Genomic DNA, 14,744 nt, shown 5'->3' with positions numbered 1-14,744 from the left:
GAGCGCCGCATGAGCCGGCGAGCAGTCAATAATAATCAGGTTTGCTCAAACACGCGATGAACTACCCCAATTGGCCTGGTCAGCCTGCACCGGACCGCAGTACTTCTGCATCGGTAGATCGTCGAAGCGAAGTGGTGTGCATGTCGGATTTACGCTTCGTGCCGCGTTTCGTGCGCGCCGTTGGTTCAGTGCGCTACCTGGCGCGCGTGTTCACGGCTGTCATTTGCGCGGTGTCATGTGGCGTCGCTATTGCGGCGACGGGTACGGCATCGGCTCCGGCTTCAGTCGCCACGTCCGCACGGCCATCGGCATCCGTAGTGGCGAACCACCCGGCGCGCGCGGTCGACGCATCGGGCGTTGCCGTGCCCGATGCGGCCGGCGTGGTCGACCCACGTCGCGCGTTCCTGCTGCGAGACGTGTTCGCGCAAGACGTCACGCGCCGGCTGAAAGTGCCGGCCGCGGAGCAGCGCGCCTATGCCGACCGTCTGCAAACGGCGCTCGGCGAGCACCTGCTCGGCAGCCTGTCGGGCGAGTATGTCGTGCTGGTCGATCGCAACGCCAACGTGCAGGCGCTGTTCATCTATTTCCGGGCAGCGCCGTCCGACGGTTGGCAGATGATCGGCGCTTCGCCGGTCTCGACGGGCCGGCCTGGCGAGTACGACCACTTCATCACGCCGCTCGGTGTGTTCGAACATACGCCGTCCAATATGGACTTTCGCTCCGAAGGCACGCTGAACGAGAACCACATCCGCGGCTACGGCAAGCGCGACATGCGGATCTTCGACCTTGGCTGGGCGCAGGGCGAGCGGGGTTGGGGCAAGGGCGGCATGTCGCAGATGCGTTTCCAGATGCACGCCACCGATCCGGACCGGCTCGAGCCGCTGCTCGGTATTCGCCATTCGAAGGGTTGCGTGCGGATTCCTGCGTCGCTCAACGCGTTTATCGACCACTACGGCATTCTCGACGCTGAATATGTCGCGCTCGTCGAGTCGGGCAAATCGCTGTGGGTATTGAAAAGCGATCGCCAGGTGACGCCGTGGGCGGGGCGCTACATCGTCGTGGTGGATTCGGCGCGCAAGAGCCGCCCGGCCTGGGCGCCGGCCCCGGGCAGCAAGGTGCGCGCGAAAGTGCCGGCCGGCGCCGATACAGCGGATTAAGCGGTGGGTTGAGTAGCGGGCGAGGCTGCTGAACTGAATCGAACTGATCACGGCCCGCGGCCAAGCCGCCCGGAACGCGCGACGAACGCGCATTGATCGACGCAGGCCGCTCTGCGTCGATCGAAAAAACCTCAAGACCGCGCCAGCACCACGCCCACGAGCGCCACTGCAAATCCAGCGATCTGCACCGGCAGCAACGTCTCGCCAAAGCCGACATACCCCTCGAGCGTGGCGAGCGGCGGCGCGAGAAACATCAGCGCGGTGGCGCGCGCTGCATCGCCGCGCCTGACCATCCACACCAGTAAGGTGACGCTGATTCCGGACAGCATCACGATGCCCCACGCCAGCGACCCCCACAAAGTGGCCGATGCAATCCAGCGATGCTCGCCGAGCGCCAGCGCAAGCATCGCCGCAACGACTGCCGCGCCGAAGTTCTGCACCGCACTTGCGCTGCGGATATCGGCCTTTGCGAGCGAAGTCTTCTGAAACAGCGTGCCTGCAGTGATCGCGCCGATCGCGAGGATCGAAATTAGCACGACCAGCCACGGCGGCGCGTCGCCATGCGAGGCGGACGGCGCGGCCGCGGCGAGTTTCGGTTCGAGAACCAGCACGACGCCCGCGAGGCCGAGCGCCATCCCGGTCCAGCCACGCCGGGAAAGCCGTTCGCCGAATAGCGGGGCCGCGACAGCGGCAGTCGCAAGCGGCTGCAGTGCGCCGAGCAGCGCCATCACTCCGGCGCTCAATCCCTGTGCGACAGCCCAGTAGCCCGCGCCGAGATAGACGCCTTGCAGCAGCGCGCCCGCTATCAGGTGCTTGCCAAGATCGCGGCCGGTCGGCCACGCGGCGCGTGCAGCGAGCGCCGCAAGCGCGAATATCAGCGCGGTGCCGCCGAAGCGCGCGAGCAGGAACAGATTGGGATCGGCATACGGTGTGATCGCTCGGGCGACCACGAAACCGGTCGACCACAACACGACGAATACGGCGGCGATGGAGGAGGCGAGCATCGGCAACAGGTAGCGTGAAAAGCCGCCATCTTGCCGGGACGCAAGACGCGCGTCTTGTTCGAAGCTGCAATCATCACCACATCAGCAATACCGTCCCCGCGCCGAGTACTCCGCCGCACACCGCGCACGCCCACAGCAGCACACGCGTGCGCCGATATTCATGGCTGATATCGACCATCAACTGCGCATTCTGCTGCGGGGTGCGGGCGCGATCGTGCTCATGCTGCAGATAGCGCACGGCCAGTTGCGGCACGCGCGGCAGCATATGCGCCAGATGTGGCAACTCGCGCGAGATGCGCTTGATCCAGCCGCGATGATCCATATCGCGCTGCGCTATGCCTGCCAGCACGCCGCGTGTGACATTCCACGTATCGACACCCGGATGCAGCGCACGCGCGAGCATTTCCGCCTGCTGGAACGAACGCTGCGCGGTGGCGAGCCGCCCGGACACGGCGCCGTCGAACGGATGCACCGCATGCAGCAGATGATGAAATAGCGAACCCGCCGAGCGGTCCTCCGGCGCGGCTGCAAAGTGCGCTTCGGCGCGCGTGCGCAATTCGGCTTCGAGCATTTCCTTGCGCGTGTCCTCGGACACATGACCGGCGTCGCGATGCAGCTCGGCGAGCCGGCCGTAGTCCTGGTCGAAGAGGGCAGTCGCGCCGTGCACGAAGAATTCGCGCTCGCCGGTCGACAGACTCGACATGATCGAAAACTCCGCCAGCACGAGGCGTCCCAGCGTGTCCGGTTCGATGCTCACGCGCACCTTGCGCGCATCGAGCGTCGCGTGAAAGAAGCCGTGCTCGAATGCCTGTTCAGTTACCACCTCGACGATATGCGCGGCCAGCGGCGCCAGCTTGACGTGATGCAAATGCAGGCCGGGCAGGTCGCTTGCGGCCAAGGTGCTGACGCGTTGCATCGTCAGCGTCTGGTTGGTGCACAGGTCCCAGATCACGGCCGGCACGACGATGCGCCGGTCGCCGTCGAAATGATGGCCGGTCTGGCTCAGATTGGCGGCTTCGGCGCGCAGATCGAAACGGCGCTGGATATCGTCGGTGAAGGTCTGCGCCAACGTCCGCAGTTGCAGGCGGCGGGCCGAGCTGGAAAATTTCTCCAGCCAGCGCGCGACCCAGCGCAGAAGCGCGAGCTCGTCGCCGATCTGTTGCAACTGATCGGCGTGCACCAGCTTGATGGCCACTTCGCTATGGCCGTTGACCGGCACGATGAGCCGCGCGAAGTGCGTCTGTTCGGCAAAGCCGCCGCGCACTGGCACCAGATCGACGGCGCTGAAGATCGTGGCGAGCGGCCGGCCGAATGCGCGTGCCAAAGCCAATTCGGATTCCTGCGGCGGCAACGCGGCTTCGAGATGATCGATTGCGTCGATGGCATCGTGCAGGGTGCCGCTCGCGAGTTCGGGCCGTTCGGCCAGGGTCTGCGCGAAGCGGCTCGCGAGCGGCCCGAGCGCGGGCAGCACGCCGTGCAGGCTCGCGCCGCTGCGCCCGGACGCGTGCACGCGGCCGATCAGCTCGATCATCCAGTGCAGTTTGTGGTCGGATGGGGCGGCAAGCCAGATCAGGCGTGCGCCATAACGCAACGCGTGGAACAGCAGCAGTAAGCGGCGAAACAGTGGCGGCATCGGCAGTTCGGTTGACGGGCTACGCGGCTTCGACAGGCGTCGGCGCGCGGCCAGGGCGTTCAGATTAGCAGGTAAGCGCCATAAGAGGAGCGTCCCCGTGCCACGCGTAATACAATACCGCGGCCTTCTCCAATCGTGGCGAAACCCAAGCGTGCCGGTTCCCGGCCTCCAACAGATGCTCGCAGAACAACGTCACCAATACATCCTGGCGCAAGTCGCTAAAACCGGCGCGCTCTCGGTCGCTGAACTGGTGCGCGAACTGAATGTGTCGCGCGAGACCATCCGCCGCGATCTGAATGCGCTGGCCGGGCGCGGTCTGCTCGTCACGACCCACGGCGGCGCGCTCTCCAGCGACCGGCGCGAGCCCGACCTCGATACGCGCGAAGCCGCCAACGCCGGCGCCAAGCGGGCCATCGGCGAACGCGCGGCCGAGTTCGTGCCGGACGGCGCCTCGCTGATCATCGATTCGGGCAGCACCACGCAAGCGGTGGCCCGGGCGCTGCTCGACCGGCACCGCCTGTCGGTCTATACGAACGACTGGCGTATCGCGCTGCTGCTCGGCCGCCGCAACGATAACCGCGTGACGCTGCTCGGCGGCGAACTGTCGGATATCGAAGACGCCACTTTCGGCCTCGACACGGTCCATCAGCTGACGCAGTACCACGCGGACTTCGCCTTCATCGGCGCGGGCGGCATTTCGCCGGATGGCTACCTGACCGACTACAGCCGCATGGCCGCCGAAGTGCGCAGCCGTATGATCGCCGCCGCCGACATGGTGGTGGTGGTCGCCGACCACTCGAAGTTCGGACGCGTGACGCCGGTGCGCATCAACGGGATCGAATCGGCGCGCTATCTGGTCACCGAACTGGCACCGGAGAAGGCGCTCGGCAAGGCGATCACGGCGCATGGGCCGGAAATCCTGATTGCCTGAGCGGCTGCGCCCGCGGAGTCATCCGAGTGGCTGGCGGCGTGGGCGCATGAGCGAGCGCCCCGCATACCTGCGCGCCACGACTGCTCTGCGGCATCCACATCACTTCACGCGAATCCCAAGCCATTTCAGCGTACGGTCGATCGCGGCCACTGCGCTACGTAGTTCGTCCGCATCGATCGCGCCGATGCAACCCACGCGGAACGTGTCCACTTGCGTCAGCTTGCCGGGATACAGCACGTAACCCGCCTCGCGCACCGCGGCATAAAAGTTTGCAAAATTCCACGCGGGGTCGCGCGGCGCGTAGAACGTGACGATCACCGGCGCCTGTACTTCGGGTTTCAGAAACGGTTCGAAGCCGAGCGCTTTCATGCCGCTTACCAACGCCGCGCAGTTCTGCGTATAGCGTGCGCCGCGCGCCGCTTGTCCCCCTTGCGCGAAGAACTGATCGAGCGCCTGACGCAAAGCCGCGACCACATGAGTCGGTGGCGTGAAGCGCCACTGCGTCGTCTTCTGCATATAGACGTATTGATCGTACAGATCCAGCGCGAGCGACGGCGAACGTCCTTCGCAGTGTTCCAGCACGCTGCGCCGCACAATCACGAATCCCATGCCCGGCACGCCTTCCAGGCATTTGCCGCTCGCCGAGATCAGCGCGTCGATGCCGCCGCGCCGTAAGTCGATTGGCAGCGCGCCGAACGAGCTCATTGCGTCGACGATCAGGCTTTTGCCGTGCCGCTGACACACCGCGGCGATATCGTCGAGCGGATTGAGCAGGCCGGCGCTCGTTTCCAGATGGACTTGCGCGACGTGAGTGATACGCGATTCGCGATTCAGGGCGTCTTCGATGGCGGCCGCGCTGACCGGTTCGTCCTCGCGCAGCGTCAGTTCCACATACGCTGCAATATTCGGATCAGACGGGCACAATACGCGCCGTTGTTCGGAACCAGCACGCAGCCTTGACGCGGCACCAGCGTGCCGAGCGCCGCTTCGACCGCGAACGTACCGCTGCCTTGCAGCGGTACGCAAACATAGTCATTTTCGCCATGTACGATTTTGACGAGGTCGGCGCACACGCTATGGGTCATACGGTTGAACGCGGCGTCCCACGAGCCCCAGTCGCGCAGCATCGCCTCGCGGGTTTGCGGCGAAGTGCTCAACGGGCCCGGGGTCAGCAGGATTGGATCGTTTCCAGGAATCACAGCGCCTCCGTCATCAGATGAATGTCCGTCGCCCGGGCAGGGTGACGAAAAGATTGATTTGGATATTATTGGCGAATTGTGTCAATTGTTGGAATTCGCCAGAATCGTCATGGCGTTGTCATGGAAACCTGTGATCCTTGCCGTGCCCGTTCAGGCATGGCCGGCAGCGCGAATGTGGTAGGTGAGCTGTAAGTCAGGCTGGAGAAGAAGCAGCAAAGTTGTCGGCAATCTGCAATTCGGGCGAAACTGCACGGCAACTGGCTGCGGGCAACACGCAAGCGGCGCGGCGCTACCGCCGTTCAATCACAACAGGTATCGGGATATCCCGACCGTCTGGTTTTTTGCCTTTCGGAGAGAGCGACATGACAAAGACGAATTCCCTTCACGCCACGGCTGGCCTCGCACGCAAACTGTTGCCGGCGCTGATCGCCGCGGCAGCATTCGGCGGCGCGGCGATGCAGGCCCACGCGGCTGACGCAGTGGTGCTGTACACCGCCGACGGCCTCGAAAACCTCTATAAGGATGTGCTGCCGGCCTTCGAAAAGAAGGAAGGTGTGAAGGTCAACATCGTCACGGCCGGCAGCGGCGAAGTGGTGAACCGCGCCACCATCGAGAAGGATCAGCCGAAGGCCGACGTGATCGTCACGTTGCCGCCGTTCATCCAGCAAGCCGACCAGGCCGGCCTGCTGCAGGCTTATCAGAGCGCCAACTACAAGAACGTGCCGGCGATCGCCAAGGCGCCGAACGGTTCGTGGGCGACTTTCGTGAACAACTACTTCTCGTTCGCGATCAACCCGGACGTCACGAAGAACCAGCCGAAGACCTTCGCCGACCTGCTGCACCCGGACTACACCGGCAAGGTCGCCTACTCGAACCCGGCTACGGCTGGCGACGGTATGGCCGTGATCATCCTGACCACGTCGTTGATGGGCGAAGACAAGGCGTTCGACTATCTGAAGAAACTCGAAGAGAGCGCCAAGTTCCACACCAAGGGCACGGGCTACCTCGACGTGCTGCTCTCGCGTAACGAAATCGCCTTCGCGAACGGCGACCTGCAGATGGATCTGGACGATGCAGCGAACGGCGGCCTGTCGCTCAAGCCGATCTTCCTCGCAGCCAAAGCCGGCGATAAGCCGACCACGTTCCAGCTGCCGTACGCGATCGGCCTGATCAAGAACGGTCCGAACCAGGCTGAAGGCAAGAAGCTGATCGACTACCTGATGTCGACCGACGTGCAATCCAAGGTGCCGGACATCTTCGGTATCCCGGGCCGCACGGACGTACCGCTCGCCGGCAAGAACGGCGAAGCAGTCAAGAAGGCGATCGCCGGCGTGACGCTGATTCCGGTGGACTGGACGCAAGTGATGGCGAAGAAGGCTGACTGGACGGCACGTTGGAAGAGCGATGTGATCGGCTCGTCGGGCAAGCAGCTCGAAGTCGTCAAGCCGAAGTAAGCCGCAGTTCGCAATTGAGTCAGGCGGCGCTTCCTGCATTCGTGCGGGGCGCCGTATCAGCATTAATCCAGTTGGAGGATGAACCCGGTGAATACGGCCAGTCTTGCTCACCCAGGCGCGCTCGGCGCCTCACCGGACGCGCTCGACGGCGCGCGTTCGAACACGCCGGGCGGCGTGCAGATCGACCATCTGACGGTGCGCTTCGGCACGCGCACCGTGCTCGACGACCTGTCGTTGACCATTCAGCGCGGCGAGTTGCTCACCGTGCTCGGTCGCAGCGGTTGCGGCAAGACCACGCTGTTGCGCTTCATCGCCGGGTTCATCGAAGCGGACGGACTGTCGGGCACCTTGACCGTCGCCGGTCACGATCTGACGCACGTGCCGCCGCATAAGCGCAATCTCGGCTTGCTGTTCCAGAGCTATGCGCTGTTCCCGCATTTATCGGTATTCGACAACGTGGCTTTCGGCTTGCGTGCGCGCCGCACGCAGTCGAAGGATGTCGCGCGACGTGTCGCTGATGCCTTAAAACTCGTGCAACTGGGCGACGCCGGGCATCACATGCCGGCGCAATTATCGGGCGGCATGCAGCAGCGCGTGGCGCTCGCGCGTGCGCTTGTGATCGAGCCCGATGTGTTGTTGCTCGACGAACCGCTTTCCGCACTCGACGCCAATCTGCGCGCCTCGGTGCGTTCCGAACTGAAGGCGCTGCACGAGCGCCTGCCGAATCTGACGATCGTCTGCGTGACGCATGATCAGGACGACGCGCTGGTGCTGTCCGACCGCACGCTGCTGATGCGCGAAGGCCGCATCGCCCAACTCGGCACGCCGCAACAGTTGTACGACACGCCGAACGACGGTTTCGTCGCGCGCTATCTGGGCGCGGCCAATCTGTTGCCGCCGCAGGTGGCATTCGGCATGGATGACGTGCGCTACAACGAGCGCGAGCGGGTGGCATGTCTGCGTCCGGAAGCGTTGCGCATCGTGCCGCTTGGCGAGGGGCAATTGCATGGCGCGATTACGTCGGTCGAATGGTACGGCGCGGTGTTGTCGGTGTCGGTCGCTCTGGACGCGATGCCTAACGAGCCCGTGTTGGTCACCATGCAGCGTGGCCACGGCATGATGCCGGAGAAGGGCGCGCGTGTTTCCCTGCGTTATGAGGCTGACGATGTCGTCCTTATCAACCCCTGATACCCCAAATTCGATCAGCGAAGCCGCTGCCGATGCCCGCCGCAGCGCGAGTGCGGCCTCGCACACGGCGGCGGTGAAGCGGCGCGAACGCGCGGCGCAATGGCACCTGCTGTTCCTCGCGGTGGTCGTGCTGGGTCCGCTGGTGATCTATCCGCTCGTGCGTCTGGTGCTGCTGAGTTTCACCGGTCCGCACGGTTTGAGTCTGCAGGCCTACTCGGCGTTTTTCGGCAATCCGGAAACGCGCGGCGTGGTCGGCACCACGCTGTGGATTCTGTGTGTGAGCGCCGGGCTCGCATCCTTGCTCGGTATCGGCCTCGCGTCGCTCTTGTTCTTCAAGCCGTTTCCCGGCGCGCGCATGGTCACGCGTTTTCTTGAACTGTTCGTCGCGTTCCCCTCGTTTCTGGTCGCGTTCACGCTGATCTTTCTGTACGGCTCGCAAGGCTCGGTCAGCATCGCCTTGCAGCAGCTGTTTCATCTCGAGGCGCCGCCGCTCAATTTCCTGTTCGGCGTGGGCGGCGTGATTCTCGCGGAAGTGGTCTTCTACGCGCCGTTCGTCGTGCGTCCTACGCTGGCGTCGTTTGCCACGCTCGACATGCGTCTGATCGAAGCGGCCCGCAGTCTCGGCGCGAGTGGCTGGATGGTCGCGTTCAAGGTGATCCTGCCGCTCGCGTGGCCGGGCATCGCCGCGGGCACGATCCTGTGTTTTCTGCTGACCTTGAACGAGTTCGGCATTCTGCTCGTGCTCGGCAGCGCGCATCTGATCACGCTGCCGGTCGCGATCTACAGCTCGGCGACCGTCGACCTGGATCTGCCGACCGCCGCCGCCGGCGCGGTCGTGATGCTGATCATGTCGTTGTCGCTGTACGCGTTGTACCGCCAGGTCAACCGTCGCAAGGTGAAAGGAGCGGGCCATGGCCGTTGAACTCGACCCAACCGTTTTGCCGGTCATACACAAGAAGGCGCGGCCGGTGCGCCGCAGTCTGCCGGTGCGCATACTCGGCAGTCTGTTTCTCGGCTTTGCCGCGTTGCTGTGCTTCTGGCTGTTCGTCTTGCCGGTGCTGGTGGTCGCGCTGTCGAGCGTCGCCGGGCACTGGTCGGGCACGATCCTGCCGGACAGCCTCAGCACACGCTGGTTCGAGCGGCTCGGTTCCAGCGACTTCGACGCGCTGACTACAAGCCTCAGCATCGGCATGGGCGTCGCCGTGCTCGGCACGATTCTCGGGCTGTGGCTGGCACTGGCGCTCGAAGGCCGTGACCGGCGTGGTCTTGGCGCGTTCGTCGACACCATCGCGATGATGCCCAACGGCGTGCCGAGCGTGGTGCTCGGGTTGGCCGTGCTGATCGCGTACCACAAGCGTCCACTCGATCTGTCGAGCTCGGCGGCCATCGTCGTGTTCGTGCAGCTCGCGCTGGTGCTGCCGTTCTGCTACCGCTGCGCGGCCGCCGCGTTGCGTCCGGAATTGACCATTCTGCGGGAAGCTGCGGCGAGCCTGGGTGCGCCGCCGTCGATGGTGCTGCGCCGCGTCGTGCTGCCGCAACTGGTGCCGGCGATCCGCGCAAGTCTCGCACTCGGTTTCGCGCTCTCGCTCGGCGAACTCGGCGCCACGCTCACCGTGTACCCGCCGGGCTTTGCGACGGTGCCGATCGTGGTGGTCGGGCAGGTGGAGCGTGGTTATTACCTGCCGGCCTCCGCGTTGTCGCTGATTCTGCTGATGGTCTCGCTTGCTGCGTTGCTGCTGATCGCGGCGCGTGTCCCGCGCCGTCGGGTGGGCTGACGGGCACCTTCTGATTGTTGTGTTTGCGTGCGCATGCCAGGCGGCGGGCGTGCAGACACATATCAATGTGGCGAAATTTGTCAAAATGACCGAATATATGCAAACTGCTTCTGTCGATCCGATCGAGGTTGTGCGCAGGCATTCGCTGACGACGCTGGTCCGCGACGAAATCGAACGGCACATCATCGAAGGGGCACTCGCACCCGGCGACAAACTCAACGAGGCCGACTGGGCTGCGCGTCTGCAGGTGTCACGCGGGCCGGTGCGTGAGGCGTTTCGCGCGCTGGAGCAAGCGGGTCTCGTGCGCACCGAGAAAAACCGCGGCGTGTTCGTGCGGACAGTATCGCTCGCGGAAGCGGACGAGATTTATGCGGTGCGCGCGGTGCTCGAAGAAGCGGCGTGCCGGATGCTGGCTTCGCGTATCGATGCGCAGAAGCTTGCGGTGTTGCGCGAGTGGCTCGACGCGATGCGCGCCTCGCTCGATGCGCAGGATCACGATGCCTACGCGCGCGCCAACGTGGCGTTTCACGACGCGATCGTGGCGGCGTCGGGCAATGTGAAGCTGTACGAGACCTATCGAAGGCTGGTGAGCGAATTGAGTCTGTTTCGCCGCGCCGCGCTGGTGGTGCATGCCGATGCGATGGAACGCTCGCTAGCCGAGCATCGCGCGATTCTGACGGCGCTGGCTTCGCGCGATGCCGAACATGCCGCGGCGCTGATGCATGCGCATGTGAACGGCGGCCTGCAGCGCGCGCGTGAGGCGTGTGAACCGGCGGGGTCGTTGGGTGCGGTGCGGATGTCGGCGGCATCGAACGATTGAGACTGGCTGCAACGGATTGACTGGAGCACACGTGCTCTCAACGGATGGAAGGTAACAATGGCAAACGCAAGCGAACGTACGATCGAAGTCAACGGCCGCAGCTACCGGCTGCCCTCGCAACCCACGGTCGTGGTGTGCGTCGACGGCTGTGAATACGATTACCTCGAAGCCGCGGTTGCGGCCGGCGTCGCGCCTTTCATCGGCAAGATGCTCAAAAGCGGCGCGGCCTTCAAGGGTGACTGCGTGATTCCGTCGTTCACCAACCCGAATAATCTTTCGATCGTGTGCGGTGTGCCGCCCTCGGTGCACGGCATTTGCGGCAACTACTTCTGGGACCCGGACGCGAACGGCGGCGAAGGCGCGGAAGTGATGATGAACGATCCGGCCTATCTGCGCGCGGGGACCTTGCTGGCTGCTGCGGCGGAAGCAGGCGCGGCGGTCGCCGTGGTCACCGCGAAAGACAAGCTGCGCCGGCTGCTCGGCTGGCAATTGAAGGGCATCTGCTTCTCTGCGGAAAAAGCCGACAAGGTGACGCGCGAAGAAAACGGCATCGATGAAGTACTCGATCTGGTCGGCTTGCCGGTGCCTGATGTGTATAGCGCGGGGTTGTCCGAGTTCGTGTTCGCCGCCGGTGTGCGGCTTGCTGAAACCCGCAAGCTCGACCTGATGTATCTGTCGACCACCGATTACATTCAACATAAATGGGCGCCGGGCACCGAAGGCGCGAACGCGTTTTACGCGATGATGGACGGCTACCTCGCCAAACTCGATGCGCTCGGCTGGGTGATCGGCCTCACCGCCGACCACGGCATGAACGCCAAGCACGATCCGAAGACTGGCGAGCCGAATGTGATCTATCTGCAGGACGTGCTGGACGATTGGCTCGGTGTTGGCCGCGCCCGTGTCATCTTGCCGATTACCGATCCCTATGTCGTGCATCACGGCGCGCTCGGTTCGTTCGCGACGATTTACCTGCCGCACGATGTGAGCGTTACACAGGTGATCGAACGGATCGGCGGATTGCAGGGCATTGAAGTCGTGCTCGACAATCGCGCCGCTTGCGAGCGCTTCGAGCTGCCGAATGACCGCGTCGGCGATATCGTCGTGGTCAGTACCCGGCATGTGGTGCTCGGCACGCGTCGCGATGAGCACGATCTGTCCGGACTGACCGTGCCGTTGCGCTCGCACGGCGGGATTTCCGAGCAGGAAGTGCCGTTGTTGTTCAATCGCCGCGTCGAGGGTTTGCCTTCCGGAAAACGGTTGCGCAACTTCGATATCTTCGACGTCGCTTTGAATCACGTGTCGCCATCATGAACGCCGTGCTGCGGGACCATCCGGCATTTCGGGCGGAAGCGCTGCGGCTCAAAGGCGAGCACGCGATGCGCTCGCGCACGCTCGACGTGTTCGATCCTTATTCAGGGACACGGGTGGGCACGGTTCCGTTGGCGAGCATCGAAGATGTGCGCGCCGCGTTCGAATACGCCGCCGCCTATCAGGCGAAGCTCACGCGCTATGAGCGTTCGCAGATTCTCGAACGCGCTGCGGCGTTGCTGCGGGAGCGGACTGAAGAGGCCTCGGATCTGATTTCGCTCGAGTCGGGTTTGTCGAAGCAGGATTCGCGCTACGAGATCGGCCGCGTCGCTGATGTGTTCAAGTTCGCCTCGATCGAAGCCTTGCGCGACGACGGACAGAGTTTTTCCTGCGATCTCACGCCGCATGGCAAGAAGCGCCGGGTGTTTTCGCAGCGTGAGCCGCTGGCGGGTGTGATCGTCGCGATTACGCCGTTCAACCATCCGATGAACCAGGTCGCGCACAAGATTGCGCCGGCTATTGCAACCAATAATCGCGTGGTGTTGAAGCCGTCGGAGAAGGTGCCGTTGTCGGCGTTTTATCTGGCGGACATTCTTTATGAAGCGGGTTTGCCGACGCCGATGCTGCAGGTGCTGACCGGCGATCCGCGCGAAATCGCCGATGAACTGATTACGCATCCTTTGGCCGATCTCGTCACTTTCACCGGTGGCGTGGCGATCGGCAAATATATTGCGTCGAAGGCGGCTTACCGGCGCGTCGTGCTGGAGCTTGGCGGCAACGATCCGCTGATCGTGCTCGAAGACGCCGATCTCGATCGCGCGGCGACACTGGCCGTGCAGGGCTCGTATAAGAACTCCGGGCAGCGGTGTACTGCAGTCAAACGAATGCTGGTGCAGAAGAGCATCGCGGCGGACTTCACCGATCTGGTTGTGGAGAAGACGCGCGCATGGACCTATGGCGATCCGTTCGATGCGTCGAATCAGATGGGCACGGTGATCGACGTCGCCGCGGCGCAACTATTCGAGGCGCGTGTGAACGAGGCCGTCGCGAGTGGCGCGCGCTTGCGCATCGGCAATCAGCGCGACGGCGCGCTTTATTCGCCGACGGTGCTGGATGGCGTCGACCCGTCAATGACATTGGTACGCGAGGAAACGTTCGGCCCGGTGTCGCCGATCATCACCTTCGATACGCTCGACGACGCCATTCGTATTAGTAACGGGACGGCGTTCGGGTTGTCGTCCGGTGTGTGCACGAACCGGCAGGACGCGATCACGCGCTTCATCAATGAATTGCGCGTGGGGACAGTCAACGTGTGGGAAGTGCCGGGGTACCGGATCGAACTGACGCCGTTCGGCGGCATCAAGGATTCCGGGCTTGGCTATAAGGAAGGTGTTCAGGAAGCGATGAAGAGCTTCACCAATCTGAAGACCTTTTCATTACCGTGGGAGTAAGAACGTGGCATTGAGTCTGAACGATATCCGTTCGCTATATGAGCAATACGGCAAGCTCGCCTATAGCGGTGAACCGGTGACGCAGCTTGAACATGCGCTGCAGAGCGGGGCATTGGCGGAAGAGGCGGGTGCCGACGATGAACTCGTCGCTGCCGCGTTTCTGCATGACCTCGGCCATCTGCTGAATCTGCAAGGCGAAACGCCGACGGAGCGGGGCATTGACGATCTGCATCAGTATTTCGCGCTGCCGTTCTTGCGGCCGGTGTTGTCGGACGCGGTGCTGGAGCCGATCCGCTTGCACGTCGACGCCAAGCGCTGTCTCTGCGCAATCGACGATGCGTACTTCGGCCAGCTTTCCGCTGATTCGGTGCGGAGCCTGGAATTGCAAGGCGGCATCTTCAGTAAGGAAGAGGCAGAAGCGTTCCTGCAGAAGCCCTACGCGGAAGACGCCTTGCGTCTGCGCAAATGGGACGACCGCGCAAAAGAAAAGAGCCGTGCGACGCCGGGGCTCGATCATTATTTGAGCGTAGTCGAACGTGTGATGCAGAAGCACGTGGCTGCCTGAACGGGGTGGTTTTCGGCTGAGCTTCGGGTGGGCTTGTTGTGCCAGTCGTTTTCAATTCTCGCGCCATTTCTGGCGCAGTCCATGCGTATCAAAATAACGCTTGCAAGGGGCCGTGCGGCTCGCTAGAATCTCGCTCTTTCGTGCTTCGGACACCGGGGCACGGGAAGCGGGAGAGCCAGCAGTGGCAAGGCTTTGCGCGAAGTGGGCAGGTTCAGGAAGTTAGAAAAACCTGTTGACGGCGTAGCGAAAGTTCTTC

General features: G+C 63.6%; 12 protein-coding genes and 1 pseudogene. 10 read left to right on the top strand and 3 right to left on the bottom strand.

Annotation, left to right across the window (positions count from 1 at the left end):
- The first annotated feature begins 140 nt into the window (after nt 1-140).
- Entirely contained in the window at nt 141-1,157 is a 1,017-nt protein-coding gene (locus tag M0D68_RS29390; RefSeq protein ID WP_244864137.1) for a L,D-transpeptidase, read from the top strand.
- Between the two features lie 131 nt (nt 1,158-1,288).
- Here the strand turns inward: M0D68_RS29390 and M0D68_RS29385 are convergent, their stop codons facing one another.
- Together M0D68_RS29385 and M0D68_RS29380 are read right to left on the bottom strand one after the other, a co-directional pair.
- The gene (locus M0D68_RS29385) at nt 1,289-2,161 is read right to left on the bottom strand and encodes a DMT family transporter (protein ID WP_266226126.1); all 873 of its coding nucleotides are present in this window, start codon (nt 2,159-2,161) and stop codon (nt 1,289-1,291) included.
- A gap of 73 nt (nt 2,162-2,234) precedes the next feature.
- Nucleotides 2,235-3,794 carry an AarF/ABC1/UbiB kinase family protein gene (locus M0D68_RS29380; RefSeq protein ID WP_266226124.1) on the bottom strand — a complete coding sequence of 520 codons (1,560 nt, stop codon included), beginning with the start codon at nt 3,792-3,794 and terminating at the stop codon, nt 2,235-2,237.
- Between the two features lie 175 nt (nt 3,795-3,969).
- Between M0D68_RS29380 and M0D68_RS29375 the strand changes: the two genes are divergently transcribed.
- Nucleotides 3,970-4,725, top strand: a complete 756-nt coding sequence (locus tag M0D68_RS29375; protein ID WP_093632798.1) for a DeoR/GlpR family DNA-binding transcription regulator — start codon at nt 3,970-3,972, stop codon at nt 4,723-4,725.
- A gap of 99 nt (nt 4,726-4,824) precedes the next feature.
- Here the strand turns inward: M0D68_RS29375 and M0D68_RS29370 are convergent.
- A pseudogene (locus M0D68_RS29370) lies at nt 4,825-5,921 on the bottom strand (2-aminoethylphosphonate--pyruvate transaminase).
- A 365-nt stretch (nt 5,922-6,286) separates the two neighbouring features.
- Between M0D68_RS29370 and phnS the strand changes: the two are divergent.
- The 8 genes from phnS to M0D68_RS29330 all read left to right on the top strand — a co-directional run bounded on the left by phnS (nt 6,287) and on the right by M0D68_RS29330 (nt 14,488).
- A complete protein-coding gene (gene phnS, locus M0D68_RS29365) occupies nt 6,287-7,378 on the top strand; it encodes a 2-aminoethylphosphonate ABC transporter substrate-binding protein (RefSeq protein WP_093632797.1) in 1,092 nt (363 codons plus the stop codon).
- Nucleotides 7,379-7,465: 87 nt separating this feature from the next.
- Complete coding sequence (gene phnT / locus M0D68_RS29360) at nt 7,466-8,566, top strand: 2-aminoethylphosphonate ABC transport system ATP-binding subunit PhnT (RefSeq protein WP_054039278.1); 1,101 nt, start codon at nt 7,466-7,468, stop codon at nt 8,564-8,566.
- Nucleotides 8,544-9,488: a 2-aminoethylphosphonate ABC transporter permease subunit gene (locus tag M0D68_RS29355; RefSeq protein ID WP_154564295.1), complete on the top strand. Its 945-nt coding sequence runs from the start codon at nt 8,544-8,546 to the stop codon at nt 9,486-9,488. Before phnT ends, M0D68_RS29355 begins: the two co-directional genes overlap by 23 nt.
- Complete coding sequence (phnV, locus tag M0D68_RS29350; RefSeq protein ID WP_266226123.1) at nt 9,478-10,341, top strand: 2-aminoethylphosphonate ABC transport system, membrane component PhnV; 864 nt, start codon at nt 9,478-9,480, stop codon at nt 10,339-10,341. Before M0D68_RS29355 ends, phnV begins: the two co-directional genes overlap by 11 nt.
- Nucleotides 10,342-10,426: 85 nt before the next feature.
- Nucleotides 10,427-11,161 (top strand): phosphonate utilization associated transcriptional regulator, encoded by a 735-nt coding sequence (locus tag M0D68_RS29345; RefSeq protein WP_200651340.1) that lies wholly within the window; start codon nt 10,427-10,429, stop codon nt 11,159-11,161.
- Between the two features lie 57 nt (nt 11,162-11,218).
- Complete coding sequence (gene phnA, locus M0D68_RS29340; protein ID WP_266226122.1) at nt 11,219-12,475, top strand: phosphonoacetate hydrolase; 1,257 nt, start codon at nt 11,219-11,221, stop codon at nt 12,473-12,475.
- Entirely contained in the window at nt 12,472-13,923 is a 1,452-nt protein-coding gene (phnY, locus tag M0D68_RS29335; protein WP_266226121.1) for a phosphonoacetaldehyde dehydrogenase, read from the top strand. Before phnA ends, phnY begins: the two co-directional genes overlap by 4 nt.
- 4 nt (nt 13,924-13,927) lie before the next feature.
- Nucleotides 13,928-14,488, top strand: coding sequence for a phosphonate degradation HD-domain oxygenase (locus M0D68_RS29330; RefSeq protein ID WP_256457849.1), 561 nt, complete (start codon nt 13,928-13,930; stop codon nt 14,486-14,488).
- Nucleotides 14,489-14,744 lie beyond the last annotated feature (256 nt).

Source organism: Paraburkholderia sp. SEWSISQ10-3 4 (assembly GCF_030464785.1).
In the GTDB taxonomy this organism is placed as follows: domain Bacteria; phylum Pseudomonadota; class Gammaproteobacteria; order Burkholderiales; family Burkholderiaceae; genus Paraburkholderia; species Paraburkholderia aspalathi.
The sequence above is the reverse complement of the archived record's forward strand: the minus strand, read 5'-3'. Positions and strand labels throughout refer to the sequence as shown.